At 71.1% G+C, this 16,150-nt stretch carries 16 protein-coding genes; 5 read left to right on the forward strand and 11 right to left on the reverse strand.

Going from position 1 to position 16,150, the window contains the following annotated elements; translation table 11 throughout:
• The first annotated feature begins 60 nt into the window (after nt 1–60).
• Both C6W10_RS19130 and C6W10_RS19135 read left to right on the forward strand, forming a co-directional pair.
• Complete coding sequence (locus C6W10_RS19130) at nt 61–552, forward strand: hypothetical protein (protein WP_107259250.1); 492 nt, start codon at nt 61–63, stop codon at nt 550–552.
• Nucleotides 549–935 carry a transcriptional regulator gene (locus tag C6W10_RS19135; protein ID WP_107259251.1) on the forward strand — a complete coding sequence of 129 codons (387 nt, stop codon included), beginning with the start codon at nt 549–551 and terminating at the stop codon, nt 933–935. Before C6W10_RS19130 ends, C6W10_RS19135 begins: the two co-directional genes overlap by 4 nt.
• Here C6W10_RS19135 and C6W10_RS19140 read toward each other — a convergent pair.
• From C6W10_RS19140 to C6W10_RS38015, 7 genes are all read right to left on the reverse strand, one after another.
• Complete coding sequence (locus tag C6W10_RS19140) at nt 925–2,097, reverse strand: zinc-dependent alcohol dehydrogenase (protein WP_107259252.1); 1,173 nt, start codon at nt 2,095–2,097, stop codon at nt 925–927. The two genes, C6W10_RS19135 and C6W10_RS19140, sit on opposite strands and share 11 nt — an antisense overlap.
• 27 nt (nt 2,098–2,124) lie before the next feature.
• A complete protein-coding gene (locus tag C6W10_RS19145; RefSeq protein WP_234361330.1) occupies nt 2,125–3,087 on the reverse strand; it encodes an SRPBCC family protein in 963 nt (320 codons plus the stop codon).
• 285 nt (nt 3,088–3,372) lie between these two features.
• A complete protein-coding gene (locus C6W10_RS19150) occupies nt 3,373–4,122 on the reverse strand; it encodes an acetate uptake transporter family protein (protein ID WP_107259254.1) in 750 nt (249 codons plus the stop codon).
• 197 nt (nt 4,123–4,319) lie between these two features.
• A complete protein-coding gene (locus C6W10_RS19155; RefSeq protein WP_107259255.1) occupies nt 4,320–5,603 on the reverse strand; it encodes a citrate synthase in 1,284 nt (427 codons plus the stop codon).
• Nucleotides 5,604–5,842: 239 nt separating this feature from the next.
• The gene (locus C6W10_RS19160; RefSeq protein WP_107259256.1) at nt 5,843–7,951 is read right to left on the reverse strand and encodes a sulfatase-like hydrolase/transferase; all 2,109 of its coding nucleotides are present in this window, start codon (nt 7,949–7,951) and stop codon (nt 5,843–5,845) included.
• Complete coding sequence (locus tag C6W10_RS19165) at nt 7,944–9,416, reverse strand: class I SAM-dependent methyltransferase (protein WP_107259257.1); 1,473 nt, start codon at nt 9,414–9,416, stop codon at nt 7,944–7,946. Before C6W10_RS19165 ends, C6W10_RS19160 begins: the two co-directional genes overlap by 8 nt.
• Nucleotides 9,417–9,432: 16 nt before the next feature.
• Nucleotides 9,433–9,600: a hypothetical protein gene (locus tag C6W10_RS38015; RefSeq protein WP_199853212.1), complete on the reverse strand. Its 168-nt coding sequence runs from the start codon at nt 9,598–9,600 to the stop codon at nt 9,433–9,435.
• A gap of 267 nt (nt 9,601–9,867) precedes the next feature.
• Between C6W10_RS38015 and C6W10_RS19170 the strand changes: the two genes are divergently transcribed.
• Complete coding sequence (locus C6W10_RS19170) at nt 9,868–10,269, forward strand: VOC family protein (protein WP_107259258.1); 402 nt, start codon at nt 9,868–9,870, stop codon at nt 10,267–10,269.
• Here C6W10_RS19170 and C6W10_RS19175 read toward each other — a convergent pair.
• Nucleotides 10,266–10,958, reverse strand: a complete 693-nt coding sequence (locus C6W10_RS19175) for a helix-turn-helix domain-containing protein (RefSeq protein ID WP_107259259.1) — start codon at nt 10,956–10,958, stop codon at nt 10,266–10,268. The two genes, C6W10_RS19170 and C6W10_RS19175, sit on opposite strands and share 4 nt — an antisense overlap.
• Before the next feature lie 103 nt (nt 10,959–11,061).
• On the opposite strand from C6W10_RS19175, the gene C6W10_RS19180 reads away from it, so the two are divergent.
• Nucleotides 11,062–12,216 carry a phospholipase D-like domain-containing protein gene (locus tag C6W10_RS19180; RefSeq protein WP_107259260.1) on the forward strand — a complete coding sequence of 385 codons (1,155 nt, stop codon included), beginning with the start codon at nt 11,062–11,064 and terminating at the stop codon, nt 12,214–12,216.
• Between the two features lie 31 nt (nt 12,217–12,247).
• On the opposite strand, the gene C6W10_RS19185 is transcribed toward C6W10_RS19180, so the two are convergent.
• A complete protein-coding gene (locus C6W10_RS19185; protein WP_107259261.1) occupies nt 12,248–13,153 on the reverse strand; it encodes a LysR family transcriptional regulator in 906 nt (301 codons plus the stop codon).
• A 72-nt stretch (nt 13,154–13,225) separates the two neighbouring features.
• On the opposite strand from C6W10_RS19185, the gene C6W10_RS19190 reads away from it, so the two are divergent.
• Nucleotides 13,226–14,212 (forward strand): EamA family transporter, encoded by a 987-nt coding sequence (locus C6W10_RS19190; protein ID WP_107264093.1) that lies wholly within the window; start codon nt 13,226–13,228, stop codon nt 14,210–14,212.
• 132 nt (nt 14,213–14,344) lie between these two features.
• On the opposite strand, the gene C6W10_RS19195 is transcribed toward C6W10_RS19190, so the two are convergent.
• Nucleotides 14,345–14,890, reverse strand: coding sequence for a hypothetical protein (locus C6W10_RS19195; protein ID WP_159104647.1), 546 nt, complete (start codon nt 14,888–14,890; stop codon nt 14,345–14,347).
• 10 nt (nt 14,891–14,900) lie between these two features.
• Nucleotides 14,901–15,728, reverse strand: coding sequence for a hypothetical protein (locus tag C6W10_RS37410; protein WP_159104648.1), 828 nt, complete (start codon nt 15,726–15,728; stop codon nt 14,901–14,903).
• Nucleotides 15,729–16,150 lie beyond the last annotated feature (422 nt).

A 16,150-nucleotide genomic window follows, 5' to 3' on the forward strand; every position in this document is an offset into this window, starting at 1 on the left:
TTCTCCCTTGGAAAGTAGGTGTCCGGCTCCGGGCACCGCCCCCGGCACCGAGGAGGATCGATGGAGGCCGAACAGGCCCGTGTCGCGCTCGACCAGGTCCGCGACCGCGACCGGCAGGTCCGGGCCGAACTGGCCCGGCAGCGTCCCGGCCGGCGGTACACCCTGCTGACGGTCGGCGGCTACTACCTGGCGATGGCCGGGCTGGACTTCCCGTTCCCGGTGCCGCTGCTCACCCTGGCCGTCGGCGCCGCGCTGCTGCTCGCCGGGCACGTCGCGCAGTCGCGGCGCTCGGCCGGCGACACCGTGCGGTACCGCCGGAACGCGTGGCGCCCCGGCAACCTGCTGATCACCGCCGGCTGGCTGGTCGGGCTCGCCGGCACGTACGCGCTGACCCGGCTGCTGCTCCAGCCGCTCGTGCCGGAGGGGCCGACCTCGGTCCTCGCCGCGATCCCGTCCGCCCTGCTGATGGCGGCCATGGCCCACTGGCTCTACCGCGTCGGCTACGGGCCGGCTCCCGACCCGGGGGCCCCGGCACGGACCGGAACCCGGTGACCCGGCCCCGGTTCGACGAGCTGATCCACGCACCGGCCCGGCTCTCGCTCGTCGCCCTGCTCGCCCCGGCCGACGCGGTGGAGTTCAGCTATCTGCGCGAGCAGTTGGGGCTCAGCGACTCGGCGCTCTCCAAGCACATCAGCGCGCTCGGCGCGGCGGGCTACGTCACCGTGCACAAGGAGAACCGGGGACGGGGCATCCGGCGTACCTGGGTGACGCTCACCGACGCCGGGCTGACCGCCTTCGACGGGCACGTCGCCGCGCTGGACGAGATCGTCGCCCGGGCCCGGCCGGGCGGCGGTCGCCCGCCCGGCACCCCGGGTACCGAGGACGAGCGGGACCCCGTCCCGGGACGGTCCGGCGCCGGCCCGGTCAGGTCTTGAGCACGACCTTGACGCAGTCGTCCGCCTTCTGCCGGAACATCTCGTAGCCGATCGGCGCGTCGTCGAGCCGCAGCCGGTGCGTGATGACGAAGCTCGGATCCGTCTCGCCGCGACGGATCCGGTCCAGCAGCAGCCGGGTGTAGCGCTGCACATGGCACTGCCCGCTGCGCAGCGTCAGCGACCGGTTCATCAGCGAACCGATCGGGAACTTGTCGATGAAACCGGCGTACGCGCCGATCACCGAGACCGTACCCCCGTTGCGGCAACTCATGATCGCCTCGCGCAGCGCGTGCGGCCGGTCGGTCTCCAGCCGGACCGACTGCTTGGCCCGGTCGTAGCCGGCGAGCACCGCCGAGGAGTGGTGCCCCTCCATGCCGACCGCGTCGATGCAGGCGTCCGGGCCCCGCCCGCCGGTCATCTCGCGCAGCGCCTCGACCACGTCGACCTCTTCGTAGTTCAACGGCTCCGCACCGGCCCGCTCCTGCGCCATCCGCAACCGGTACGGGTAGCGGTCGATCGCGATCACCCGCTCGGCGCCGAGCAGGTACGCGCTGCACATCGCGAGCAGCCCCACGGCGCCGGCACCCCAGACCGCGACGATCTCACCACCGTTAAGCCCGCACATCTCGGCACCCATGTAGCCGGTCGGGAAGATGTCGGAGAGCAGCAGCACCTTCTCGTCGGGGAGGTCGTCGGGGACCTTGATCGGCCCGATGTCGGCGAAGGGCACCCGGGCGTACTCGGCCTGGCCGCCGGCGTACCCGCCGAGCATGTGCGAATAGCCGAAGAGCCCGCCCGGCGAGTGCCCGAGCAGCTTCTCGGCGAGCCCGGCGTTCGGGTTGGAGTTCTCGCAGAGCGAGTAGAGCCCGGCCTGGCAGGCCAGGCAGTTGCCGCAGGCGATCGGGAACGGCACCACCACCCGGTCACCGATCCGCAGGTTCCCCACCTCCGGCCCGACCTCGACCACCTCGCCCATGAACTCGTGGCCGAGGATGTCGCCGTGCTTGGTCGTCGGGATGTACCCGTGGTAGAGGTGCAGGTCGGAACCGCAGATCGCGGTACTGGTGACCCGTACGACGGCGTCCCGGGAGTTCATGATCCGTGGATCGGGCACCTCCTCCACCCGGACGGTCTCCCGGCCCTGCCAGCAGTTCGCCTTCATGGACTACCTCCGGTGTCGGGCGTCGGGTCAGCGGGACGGGCGTCCGGCCCGTGGACGCGCCGGCTTCTGCCGTAGCTGCTGCGGGGTGGCCAGCCCGGCCGGGCTCCCCTCCGACAGGACCACCTCACCGGTCTCGATGACCTGCTTGAACCGGCGCAGGTCGTCCCGGATCTGCTGCCCCGGCTCCTCGCCGAAGAGCTTCGCGACGGCCCGGCCGACCGCACCACCCGGCGGCGCGTACGCCAGGTCGACCCGGACCTCGGTGCCCCGGCCGCCGGCCGCGCGGGCGAACCGGACCCGGCCCGCGTTCGGCACCCGGGCGCCGCGCACCGAACGCCAGCTGATCAGCTCGCTGAGGCTGTCCTCGACCAGCTCGGCGTCCCAGGCGACCCGGCGTCCGCCCGGGGCCCGGACCGTCCAGTGCGACCGCCCGTCCCCGTCGGTCCGGACCGACTCCAGGTGGTACATGAACCGGGGCAGGTTCTCGAAGTCCCGCCAGAACCGGTAGACCTCGTCGGCCGGCCGGTTGATGGTGACGGTGGCGCTGGCCCGCAGGGCCCGGCGCGGCGCGCCGGAGGAGCGCCAGCTGCGTACGGCGGCCAGCACGTCGACGGCGGTGATCCCGGCGACGACGCCGAGGGTGGCGGCGACCCGCTGGCGGCGTTCCCCGCGCCGCTGCGGCAGCGTCCGGGCGAGCAGCACCAGGTCCAGCACGTCTCCGGCGACCCGGGCCCAGGCCCAGCCGGCCGGTCGGCGGGCGAGGAGCAGCCCGGGGACCGGTACCAGTTCCCGGGCACCGATCGCGCGCAGTACGGCGGGTCCGGCCGGCACGTCGTCGAGCCCGATCAGCCTGCCGACCTGGGCGGGCGCCGCGAGCGCCGCGGCGCCGAGGCCGAGGCTCAGCAGGCCGAGCGCGCGCGGCAGGAGGTGGCCGTCGCCGTCGGGCATGTCCAGCGTCTCCTCGGGCATGTCCAGCGGTGCTCCGCGCATCGTTTCCCCGTTCGCCGTGGCTGGTCGTCGGATTCCGTGCACCACCACGCTATCGGGATGAACCCGAAGAACCGTCGTAAAGCGCCAAACCGGCCGGGCTGGACCGAGGAGGCCGGGCCGGACCACGAGGAGGCCGGGCCGGACCACGAGGACCGGCGCGGGCGCGGACCCACGAGGACCGGCGCGGGCGCGGACGCGGGCGGGCTCCGGCCTCTGCGCCGGAACCCGCCCGCGCCGGGCGTCGGGGCCGGCTCGCCGCCGGCCGGTCGGTGGCCGACCCTGTCGCTACTGGCCGACCTTGATGCCGGGCTCGCCCGCCATGAACTGGATGACCTGGCGCGGCTCCCGGCCGGGGACGTTCGGGCCGCGCAGCTTGCCGATCGGCAGGATGACCCGGCGGAACGTGCCCTCCAGCATCATCGCCGTGGCGGTGTACCAGGCGACCACCGCGGAGGCGATCAGGATGTAGGCACCGGCGGTACGCCAGGGCGAGATGTCGGCGATCTGGCCCACCGCCAGGCAACTGGCCCCGGCGGCCAGGGTTCCCAGCACGAGGGTCAGGCCGATGTTCTCGGCCAGCGCGGCGAAGGCACCGGACCAGGTGATCGCGGCGAGCGCGGCGAACCAGAAGCCGAGCGCCACGAACGGGGTCGGCTGGACCAGTACGCCGATCGCGATCAGCAGGTAGAGGATGCCGTAGGAGAGCCAGAAGGCGCCCCAGATCCCGTGCATGGCGGTGGCCAGCCCGTCGCGTGCCCGGTACGCCCACATGCCGGCGAGGAACTGTGCCAGCCCGCCCAGCATCGCGGCGAACGGGAAGAGGAACGTCTGGGTGTTGGCGTTGCCGTACCAGCCGGCGAGGTTCGTGGCGACGACGAAGGTGGCCGCCGCGTAACCGAAGAGTCCCAGGATCGACGGCGCCGCCACCGGCTGGAGCGAGATGTGCGCGTGGTTCCGCCAGAATTCGAACTCGCCGTCGTGGCCGTCATGGCCACCACCACGGCCGGGTTGGGCCGAACGTGACATATGTGTCATCACAGGCTCCTTCTACGCAGCGGTTCGCACCGCCTTGTCGCGGTCGGGCACGTAGCCACCGCCGACTACCCAGCGTGAGCCCTGTTACACGGAGGTGGGGTTCGTCCGGCGCCGGACCGCCCACGACGAACCGGCCGCCGACGCGTGGTACGCGTCGACGGCCGGTGAACGACCGGGCCCGGCGGGCCTGGGTTGGATCAGCGCTTCTCGACCGGTACGTAGTCCCGCTCGGCGGCGCCGGTGTAGAGCTGCCGGGGGCGACCGATCTTGGTCTCCGGATCCGAGATCATCTCCCGCCACTGCGCTATCCAGCCGGGCAGCCGGCCGAGCGCGAAGAGCACGGTGAACATCTTGGTCGGGAAACCCATCGCCTTGTAGATCAGGCCGGTGTAGAAGTCGACGTTCGGGTAGAGCCGACGCGACACGAAGTAGTCGTCGGCGAGGGCGATCTCCTCCAACTGCATCGCGAGGTCCAGCAGCGGGTCCGGCTTGTTCATCCGGGCCAGCACGTCCTGGGCGGCCTGCTTCACGATGGCGGCCCGGGGGTCGTAGTTCTTGTAGACCCGGTGCCCGAAGCCCATCAGCTTGACGCCCGGCTCCTTGTCCTTCACCCGCCGCACGAAGCCCGGCACGTCGCCGCCGCTGGCCCGGATGTCGTCGAGCATCTCCAGCACCGCCTGGTTGGCGCCGCCGTGCAGCGGGCCGAAGAGCGCGTTCACCCCGGCCGAGACCGAGGCGAAGAGGTTCGCCTGGCTCGAACCGACCAGCCGGACCGTGGAGGTGGAGCAGTTCTGCTCGTGGTCGGCGTGCAGCACCAGCAGCATGTCCAGCACCCGGGCCACGACCGGGTCGACCTCGTACGGCTCCGCCGGCACCCCGAAGGTCATCCGGAGGAAGTTCTCGACGTACCCGAGCGAGTTGTCCGGGTAGAGCATCGCCTGCCCGATCGACTTCTTGTAGGCGTACGACGCGATGGTCGGGACCTTCGCCATCAGCCGCACCGTGGAGATCTCCACGTGTTCCCGGTCGAACGGGTCGAGGCTGTCCTGGTAGAAGGTGGAGATGGCGCTCACCGCGGAGGAGAGCACGGCCATCGGGTGCGCGTCCCGGGGGAAACCGTCGAAGAAGCGCCGCATCTCCTCGTGCAGCAGCGAGTGCCGCCGGATCCACTCGTCGAACTCGGCGAGCTGCTGTGTGGTGGGCAGCTCGCCGTAGATCAGCAGGTACGACACCTCCAGGAAGGAGGACTTCTCGGCCAACTGCTCGATCGGGTAGCCCCGGTAACGCAGGATGCCCGCGTCACCGTCGATGTAGGTGATCCCCGAGGAGCAGGCCGCGGTGTTGACGAATCCGGGGTCGTAGGTGACGTACCCCGTCTCCTTCAACAGGTTGCCCGTGGCGATGCCGGCTGGGCCGTCGACCGCGGGCTTGACCGGTATCGACAGCTGGCCGCCCGGGTGGTCGAGTTTGACATCCGTCATGTGATCCTCGCTTCGCCGGCAGAATCTACGTTGAATTGCCTTCACTTTTTACGGTAAACGTGCAGGGTAGCCGAGAACCTTGCGTGGTCTGCCGGTGAGTGATGGATCACGCTGGTCACACGTTCTCCGCCGGCCCGAAACCTGCTAGCCGTTGTGGCAGCGGCGAATCCCCCGCCGGTCCACCCGGAGGGGTCTACCCCGGCGGGGGCGGTCGGCACCCGCGATCCGGCGGGGTCCGGTCAGCCGTGCAGCGGGCGCAGGGTGCCGGTCTCGGTGACCTGGAACACGTCCACGGTGTTACGGCCCGGCAGGAAGAGCGACTCGTCCGACACCAGGGCGCCGAACCGCTGCCCGCCCGGGTCCGGCGCCACGACCGGGGCCACCGCGCCGATCCGGCCGTTCACCGCCACCGCCAGCAGGGTCCCGTTCGGCACCGAGTCGGGCACGGTGCCGTAGACCAGCGCCGGAAGCCGGCCACCCGCCTGGTCGATCTGATCGAAATCAGACCGGTTCCGCACCGTCACCGCGCCGGCCGCCGGACCGAGTGGAAGCTCGGCGACCGAGCGACCGATCAGTTCCGGTCGGGGCTGCGCCGGAAGCTTCGGGTTCGCCCGCCCGGCGACCACGTCGGCGAAGACGCCGGCCGGCACCGTACGCGGCTGTCCCGGCTGGTCGTAGTAGTGCTTGTCCCCCGGCGCCCGGGTGGTGGAGAGCGCCGACGCGCCGTCGGTCCGCCACGGCACCTCGACGCCGGCCAGGTCGGCGACGGTCGGCAACAGGTCGACGTGCTCCCAGTTCCGGTCGTCGACCTCACCGGCCCGCTGTCCCGGCCGCTTCACGAAGAGCGGCACCCAGAGCACCTCGCCCGGCGCCCGCTCCACCGCGCCGAGCCCGCGCCCCTGCACCCCCGGGGTGAAACTGACCCCGTGGTCCGCGGTGAGCAGCACCAGCGCGTCGTCGTAGAGGCCGGTCTCGTCCATCCGGCGCAGCGTCTCGCCGAGCAGCCGGTCGGTGTACTCCAGTTGCAGCAGGTGCCGGCGGTGCGCCAGCTCGACCCAGCCGTCCCCGTCGTTCGGCATCCCGTCCGGTGACTCGTAGCGGATCCCGGAGGGCAGGTAGTTCCACGGCGAGTGCGGCAGCAGCAGGTGCAGGAAGTGCAGGGTCGGCCGGACCGTCGGCCGGAGGGTGGCGAGGAAGTCGGCGAACCGGGCCGGCTGGTTCTCGTCCAGCGCCCCCCAGCGGAACTGCGGATCGGTCGGCGGCGCCGGCCCGTCCGCCTTCCCCGCCTCACGCCGGGTGATCTCCCGGTACGAGTCCTCGGGGTCGCGCTGTCCCGTCTCCGAGGGCGAGACGATCTGCTCCAGCAGGGTGGCGCTCTCCCGCAGCAGGGTCGGCAGGCCACCCCGGGCGGAACCGGCGGCCCGGTCCGGGCAGAGTCGCGGCGGGCAGAGCTGGGTGATGCTCTCCTGGGCCCGGATCTGGTACGGGCCGGCGAACGCCGTGAAGAGGTTGTCCGGATAGCGCGAGTGGTGCGGCGCCTGCTGCTCGCTCGGATACCGGCCGGTCAGCATCGCCGGCAGCGCGTACGGGGTGTAGCCGGCCACCCCGGTCGCGTTCCGGTACCAGGTCGACTCCCCGGCCAGCCGGGCGAAGTTCGGATAGCGGCGGGCGTCGATCGCACCGGTGCCGTCCAGCAGGGAGGTCAGCGGGAACTCGTCCAGGATCAGCATCACCACCGGCGGATGGGTGGTGCCGCCCCGGCTGGTCCCCGCACCGGCCCCGGACCGCTCCCCCGGCAGCACCACGGCCGAGGCGGGCGAGGCGAAGACGAAGAGCAGCACGAAGACGAGTGGACCGACCGCGGCGACCCGGAGCACCTGGCCGGTGACCTGCCAGCGCCGGTACGCGTACGCCCCGGCGGCGCCGACCAGCACCGCGAGGCCGACCAGCGGCACACCGCGTACCGGGGTGAGGTGCTTGCCGACCTGGATCGCCAGCGCGGCGAGCAGCAGGCCGAGGGTCACCGTGTGCAGTACCGTCCGGACCAGCCGGCCCCGGTCCGGCCCCACGACCCGCCGGGCCAGCAGCCCGAGCAGCGCACCGGTCCCCCAGAGCACCAGCGGCGGCAGCACCGTGTACGCCGCCACCAGCAGCAGGATGTCCCGCCGGTCGGCGCCGTGGAAGAGGAAGAAGTCCGGGCTCTTGCCGGTCACGTCCAGCAGCGGCTGCGTGATCACCAGGCCGCAGAGCGCCAGGATCTCCACCAGGGCCCGCACCTCGACCCGGCGCCCCGACCCGGCCGCCGGTCCCGGCCGCTGCGCCGGGCCGGCGGCACCGGGCTCAGCCACGCGGTGTCCCGAGATAGAGGGTGCGGGTGCCGGACGGGAGCTCCAGCCGGCGGACGATGTCGCACCGCTGCCCGAGCAGCCGCTCGAACTCCTCCCGGTGGTAGTCCGGGAAGAGCCCGGCCGGCTTGTTGGCCAGCAGCCGGGCCGCCATCGGGTCGTCGGGGTGCACGAACTCGACCACCAGCCGGCCGCCGCCGGCCGTCGGAAGCAGTCCGACCAGCCAGTCGACGATCTCCGGCAGCGGGACGTTGCGGCCGATGGCGAGGTGGTGCACCACGGCCAGCGCGAGCACCGCGTCCGCGTCGGCCCGCTCGGCGAACGAGCCGCGCTCCACGCCGCGCCAGCCGCCGCCCGGGGAGGGGTCGGCCAGGTCCATCACCAGCGGTAGCACCCGGCGCTCGCCGTCGGCCCGCAGCCGGCGGTAGAGCTGGTCGACCACGGCCGGGTCGCTCTCCACCGCGACCACGTAGTCGGCGTACCCGGCGGCCAGCCGCGAGTACCTGCCGTCGTTGGCGCCGAGGTCGAGCACCAGCCGGGACCGGTTCGACTCGGCCAGGGCCTCGGTGACGAACCGCTCCTTGGCCTCCCGGTCCGCGTCCGAGTAGGTGCAGGTCTCCCGGTAGCCGGACCAGTGGCTGGCCGGAGGCTGCCAGTCGAGCCGGCCGACCAGCTTCTCCAGCGCGCGCAGGGTGGCCAGGACCAGCTCCCGGGAGAAGCCGGCGTCCTTCAACTCGGCCCGGACGGTCCCGGTGCTGGCGGCGGCGTACCGGGACTGGATGGCATCGTGCAGGTGGACGTGCTTGAGCACCCCGGCCCGGAACCGTCGGGTACCGCCGAAGAGCTTGCGCAGCTCCCCCGCCTCGATCCCGTCGATCCGGGACCGCAGCCACGGCTGGAAGTCCAGCCCCAGGTGCGCCTGGAGCAGCAGCGGATAGAGCAGGGTCTGACAGAACTGCCGGTAGCCGGCCCACGGCTCGCCGTCGCGGGCCGGCTCGAACGAGCCGACGTCGATGAAGACCGGCTCGGCGCCCCGCCACTGGAGGTTGTACGCCGAACCGTCCTTCGTGGTGAAGCCGGCCGGTACGGCGGCCCGGAGGATCTCCAGGTGCAGCAGCGCGGCGTCGCGCAGCATGGCGAAGGACCACTCGTACGGGTACGACACGAACGGGATGCGCTCGTGCCGGAGCACGGTCGCCCACTGCCCGGTCAGGCTCGCCGGCAGCGTCGCCGGGTCGGCGGTCTCGGTGCCGCAGACCTTGCCGTCGGCGAGCAGCCGGCCGAAGAACTCCGCCCCGGCCAGTGCCCGCCAGTCCTCGGCGCCCTGCGGGCCGAGTCCCCGGAAGACCTGGCCGTCGGCGTGCAGGACCCGGTTCGCCGGGTCGCGGAAGGAGCCGGGATCGGCTCGGGGAACGGAGTCGGAGGTGGTGGTGGACGACGTTGCCGGGACGGGAGGTGGTACGACCATCGGGTGTGGACCGCCCTCAGTCCTGCTTCGAGGTCTGCGAGGGTTGCGCGGGCTGCTTGCGGAACCGGCTGGTCAGCCTGCGCCAGTAGAGCTTGCCGGCCACCGCGACCCCGGCGACGCCGCCGACCACGGCCTGCACGATGAGGCTGCCCGATCCCGCATCCAGGTAGGCCAGAGGGTCCATCGCCCGGCCACCTCCCTTTCTGTCTACCCCCGTACCCGAAAAAAGAGCGCCGTGTCCGGTCGCCTGTCGCCGACGACCTGACCCGCGCGCACGACAACGCGGCCGACCATCCGCAACCCACCGGTCAGGTGGCGGAAAGCAGGACGTCGGATGCCGTTAAACACACCGTACGCCGATGATCCCTCGACCGCATCGGCACCCGGAACGCCGGTCCGGCAGGTCCGATTCGTTCAAGACGCGGACGTGACCGGTTCCTACGCTGGCCGAATGACACCGAGACTAGACGCATTCGGCCTGGTCGTGGCCGACATGGCCCGATCTCTCACCTTCTACCGGAAGCTGGGACTGGACGTCCCGGCCAGCGCCGACACGCAGCCGCACGCGGAGTACGCCCTGCCTGGCGGGGTGCGCCTGATGTGGGACACCGTCGAGATGGTCCGCTCGATGGAGCCGGACTGGTCCCCGCCGGGCGGGTCGCAGATCAGCCTCGCCTTCCGGTGCGCCGACCCGGCCGAGGTGGACAGCGTCTACGCCGAGATGACCGCCGCCGGCCACGAGGGCCATCTCAAGCCGTGGGACGCGCCGTGGGGACAGCGGTACGCGGTGCTGCGCGACCCGGACGGCAACGGCGTCGACCTGTACGCCCCGCTCGCCCCGGCGGCCGGCTAGGCACCGACGAGCTGCCGCAGCGGTACGCCGGCCAGGCTCCTCACCTCGCGGGACAGGTGCGCCTGGTCGGCGTACCCGGTCCGGGCAGCGACCTCGGCGGCCGGCGTACCGGCCCGGGCCAGGGCCAGTGCGCGGCGCAGCCGCAGGATCCGGGCCAGCGTCTTGGGGCCGTACCCGAAGAGCGCCAGGCTGCGCCGGTGCAGTTGCCGGGTCCCGAGCCCGAGCGCGTCCGCCGCGTCGGCGACCTCGCGGCCGGCGGCGAGCCCGGCGGCCAGCGGCGCGGCGAGCGGATCCGGGCCGCCGTCGGCGGCGAGCCGGGCGGCGGCGATCGCCTCCAGCACCCGGCCGGGCCGGTCGTGCGACGCCACCCGCTCGGTCAACTCGGCCACCTCCGCCCCCGGCCAGAGCGCGCCGAGCGGGACCCGCTGGTCGCGCAGCGCGTGTGCCGGCAGCCCGAAGACCGCCGGGCCGGTGCCGGGCGGGAAGCGCAGACCGACGTACCGGTCACCGGCCGGCCTGGGGACGACCTGGGCGACCGTGTCCGGGCCGGCCACCAGCAGACCGCTCCGGCTCGACCAGATCAGGTCCATGCAGCCGTCCGGCAGCACCCGCCCCGGGCCGGCGTCGGCGGTCCGGGTGACCGTCCAGACGACGGCACCGGCCAGCCCGGAGGTCCGCTCCCGATACACGGCCCTCAGCCTGCCACCCGAACGGCTACGGCTGCCCCCGGCGGGGCCGGGTTTGTAGCCAAGGCGACACCGGGGCGGTCCGCCGGGTGCGAGCCTGTGCCGCATGGCGACCTTCGCCGGCAGGAAAATCGAGGCGTACGTCGGGCCTCGGGAACTCGGCGCCGCCGACGACCTCGAGGCGGTGGTGGTCGACTTCATCGCCGGTGCCCGGGAGAGTCTCGACATCGCCGTACAGGAACTCGACTCGGAGCCGATCGCCCAGGCGATCCTCGACGCCCGGTTCCGGGGCGTCAGCGTCCGGATGGTGCTGGAACAGGACTACCTGCGGACGGCGAAACTGCCCCGGGTCACCACCCGGCCCGGCGAGCCCGAGGCGGACGCCCGGCGCCGGGCCCAGTGGGAGCCGGAGCCCGGCAGCCGCAGCCTGGAGCCGAACCGGCGGATCGTGGCCGCGCTGCTCCGCTGCGACGTCGACGTCAAGGCCGACTACAACCCGGCGATCTTCCACCAGAAGTTCGCGGTCCGGGACTACCGGCAGCGGGCCGGCGGGCGGGCGGCGGTGCTCTCCGGCTCGGCGAACTTCACCGGTACCGACTGCCACCGCAACCTCAACCACGTCGTACTCTTCCACGACGCCCGGATCTGCCGGGAGTACGCCGACGAGTTCGCCCGGCTCCGGCAGGGCCGGTTCGGGCGCGGCGAGCACGGCCGGGTGCCGAACGCGTACCACGTCGGCGGGGTGCCGGTGAAGGTGCTGTTCGCGCCGGACCACACCCCGGAACTGGAGATCATGAAGCAGATGCTGAAGGCGACCGAGCGGGTCGACTTCGCCATCTTCACCTTCTCCGGCTCGTCCGGGATCGACGACGCGATGATCGCGCTGGCCGCCGCCGGGCGGACCGTGACCGGGGCGGTGGACCCCGGGCAGGGCGTGCAGAAGTGGGCCGCCACCCACGACCTCGACCGGGCCAACATCGCGCTCTACGCCCCGGTCCGGTCACCGGCCTTCGGCAAGCTGCACCACAAGCTGATGGTGATCGACGAGGCGGTGGTGGTCGCCGGTTCGTTCAACTACACGGCGCCGGCCAACCAGTACAACGACGAGAACATCTTCGTCGTCGGCAGTCCCTATCCGGACCTGCCCCGCCGGGAGGGCGGCCCGAGCGACCTCGACCGGTGCGCCGAGATCGCCGGCTTCTTCCGTACCGAGATCGAGCGGATCGAAGCCGCCGGCCAGCGCTTCCTCGGACGGCGGTAGCCCGCGGTGCCGCTGGCGGGCGGCGGAGCGGTCAGGGTGCCGGTCGGCGTGCCTGGGCCAGCGCGTCGAGGACGGCGGCGATCGCCGGATGGACCGGCCCGTCGCCGCTCGGCCGCGTCACCGCGAAGATCCGCCGACCGGTGACCGGCCGGAGCAGCGGTTCGACGTGCACCCCGGCCGGTACGTTGCGCAGCGCCATCCCCGGCACCAGCGCGGCACCGAGCCCGGCCGCCACCAGGTCGAGGGTGAGCGCGAAGTCGATCGCCCGGTGCCGGATGTCGGGCTCGAAGCCGGCCAGGTGGCAGGCGTGCAGGGTGGACCTGCCGCACGGGGTGTGGGCGGCGCTGGCCACCCAGGGCACGTCGGCGAGGTCGGCGAGGAGTCCGGTGCGCCGACCCCAGTCGGCCGGGGTGATCAGGTGCATCGGGTCGGTGGCGATCGGGTGCCGGTCCAGCTCGGCGGTGGCGATCCCGGGCACGTGGTCGTACTCCTGGAGGACCGCGATGTCGAGTACGGCGGAGCGCAGGTCCAGCCGGCTCTGCTCGTCCTCCGCCTCGCTCACCCGTACGTCGAGATCGGGGTGTGCGGCCATCGCCCGGGCGGCGGCCGGGGCGACCAGCGCACCGGCGGCGGACGGGAAGGAGCCGACCCGGACGGTCCCGGCGACCCGCTGGTGTGCGACGGCGAGCCCGGTGACCGCCTGCTCGACGGCGCCGAGGATCCGTTCGGCGTGCCCGGCCAGCACCTGCCCGGCGGAGGTGAGCACCACGCCCCGGCCGGAGCGTTCGACCAGCGGATAGCCGGCCTCGCGGGCGAGCTGGGCGAGCTGCTGGGAGACCGCCGACGGGGTGACGTGCAGGGCGGCGGCGGCAGCCGTCACCCCGCCGCGCAGCGCCACCTCGTGCAGCACCCGCAGGCGCCGGACGTCCAGATCCATGTAGCCACGCTACAGCGCCGGTTAAGAATCTTGAACTGGACCTTAAGCATGCCGGCCGGCAGCGTGAGCGGCATGAGATTTCCGCACCGCATGCAGGCGGTCCTGGTCGCCGCCCTCTGGGGGGTCAACTTCGTGGTCATCGAGGTGGGCCTGCGCGACCTGCCGCCGCTGGTGCTGACCGCGCTGCGGTTCGTCGCCGCCGCGCTCCCGCTGGTCTTCCTGGTCCCCCGGCCGACCGCGCGGCTGCGCTACGTGCTCGGGTACGGGATCATTCTCGGCGTCTTCAAGTTCGGCCTCCTCTTCGTCGCCATCGACGCCGGGATGCCACCCGGGCTCGCCTCGCTGGTGTTGCAGACCCAGGCGCTGGTCTCGGTGATGCTGGCCACCGCCTTCCTCGGCGAGCGACCGGGCGGTACCCAGCTCGCCGGGGTGCTCACCGGCTCGGCCGGGATCGCCCTGCTCGCGGTCGGCGCGGGTGGGCACGCCACCGCGATCGGTTTCGCGCTCACCCTCGCCGCCGCCGGCAGTTGGGCGGTGGCGAACGTGGTGGTCCGGGCCAGCGGCGAGACCCGACCGCTGTCGCTGCTGGTCTGGTCCAGCCTGGTACCGCCGCTGCCGCTGCTCGGCCTGGCGGGGGTGGTCGACGGGCCACGGGTGGTCTTCGACGCGATCACCGGGATGTCCTGGAGCGCGGTGCTGGCGGTCGGCTACGTCGGGTACCTCTCCACGCTGGTCGGCTGGGGCATCTGGAACCGGCTCATCGGGACGTACTCGGTGGCCCGGGTCGCCCCGTTCAGCCTGCTGGTGCCGATCTTCGGGCTGGCCGCCGCCGCCCTGCTGCTCGGCGAACCGATCACCTGGTCGGAGATCGTGGCGGGTGTCGTCGTACTGGTTGGATTGGCCCTGGTGGTGCGCCAGCCGGCTGGTCGGGATGCGGACAGGCCGGATGGCATGGCGCCCGATGTTATTGGCCACGACGCCATGAAAGCGGATTCCGCCCTGCAGCAGCCCGTATCCACCGCGCGGAGCGTCTGGCTAGGTAAATCAACCTGTTCTTGACACGACTTCGACAGGGAGCACAGGAAGGTGCTCAAAGCAGCGGAGTAGCAGGCAGCAACGGGCCTAGCTCGCCGAAGCGGACGGACCCAATGACTGCGAATTGCTAACCTAGAACCGAAGGACGCAGGTCCATTATTCGGGCAGCACCTCGTCGAGGATCGCGAATACCCATCCGAGCAACTTCCGCACTTTGGCCTTAACGGTTCCTGCATGCAGGGCGCTGCTGCCAGCCGAGTAGGTCTGCCTACCAATTTGACCTACCAGTTGATCGATAAGTTCGTCTACACCCTTGACCTGATCCTTGTTTCCCCCGCGCCGTTGAACGGCATAGCGGATCCTCTCGGCCTGACTCGGGTTCCGCTTGCTACCCTGCTCAATACCCACGTACCACGCCTGTTTTCGAACTTCGTCTTCGGGCGCCAGCATTTGGACTGCGGCACGCATCACCTCACGAGCTTCGCCAGCCGGTCCGATGTAGCTAAGCCTGGTGTGGTCATTCAGGTCTCTGAGCGACTGTTCCAAGGAATCTGCCAGCGCCGGAGAGTGACGCCGGAGGCGCTCGAGAATCTCGGCGTCACGCCCCGACAGAGGTCCCCTCGCGGGGACGACCGGATCGACCTTGCGGCGGTATTGGCGCACCCGCATCTGAAACTCACCAAGCCGGCGGAGCAGGTCCAAGTCAGGACCTTCACCGCGCGTTGCCGGCATCATCAGCCTGCCCATCATTCAGGACGTATCGGCGCATGTTTCGGAAAATTTCCTCGATTGTCTCAGAGGTGGCGTCCGCTGCTATGTGAATTTCGATGTTAATGTGGACGCCCGGGGTAACGGAGACCCCAACCGCCGTCCCAGTCGAATCTGACGATCCGCGCTGCAAAGGAACGTCTATTGGCTCACGTTGTATCACCTGAGGAGCATCGGGGGCCGCCGAAGTAGTCGAGCCCGCGAGGTCCACATACTTCTTCCCGTTCCACTCCTTAAGCAAGCCGACAGCTTGCGCCCCTTCGACGATCATCTCAAGGACGCCGTCTGCGCGGTCGGCTGGCACTCCCTTTTCTTGAAGCACATTTCTTGAAATCGTCTCGGAGGGGAGTGCAGCGCCGTCGTACATCCGGAGGAATTCTCCTATAACCTTCGGTCGAAGTAACGCCTCTCGCTTTGCAGCGATGTCGTCACCTTCGCTTGTCGGTCGGACAATTCTCATTCCGAGAGGCGTAAGGCCAATCTCGGGAGCCTGCGCACCACCCGTTGTTAGCCCGTAGGCTATTGCTGCACCCGTGATCATCCGGAAGCTTCCAGACGATGGGGCCATACGCATTGCCTCTGCAACGTTCAAGGGCCGAGTCGGCTTGTACGCGTAGTTGTCCGCAATCGCTTTGGGCACCCGTAGGGCTTGATCAAGGGAGTAGCTCGGCACATCCTCCTGCAGCACTCGGGCTCGCTGCTTCTTCACATCCGACGCCGACACCTCATCCGGGTTACCGACAGCCGCCGACCGCCTCGTTGGTTCCGCCACTCGTCCGCACCTCACTCAGGTCATTGCTTGATGACGAAGATCGAGACCTTTGCCGCAAGAGCATAGACCCAAGAGGGCAGGAGAACGAAGCTCGGTACCAAAGATCTGAGTTTGATTCAGATATCCGACAAAGATCGCCGTTGACTCATGGCCCCCCTTGACGCGGTCACCGCAGAATCGAACAACAGTACTAGCCATCGCCGAGCCGTCCCCAACCCACGATCCCACCTCCATAGCACATGCGGCCGGCTATCCAACGTGGCCTTTGGCTAGGTTGGAGTGAAGGCGCCCAACGCGCCACGCAAGCGATCATCGCACCCGCGTTCGCAGAGGCCGAGCCAACTCTGGAGCCAAATTCATCGATGCAACTGATCACGACTGCCTGAGGGTGCACCAACAGCAGCGTCCACAGCCAGGACCGC

Origin of the sequence: Plantactinospora sp. BB1 (assembly GCF_003030385.1) — a bacterium.
Classification (GTDB): domain Bacteria; phylum Actinomycetota; class Actinomycetes; order Mycobacteriales; family Micromonosporaceae; genus Plantactinospora.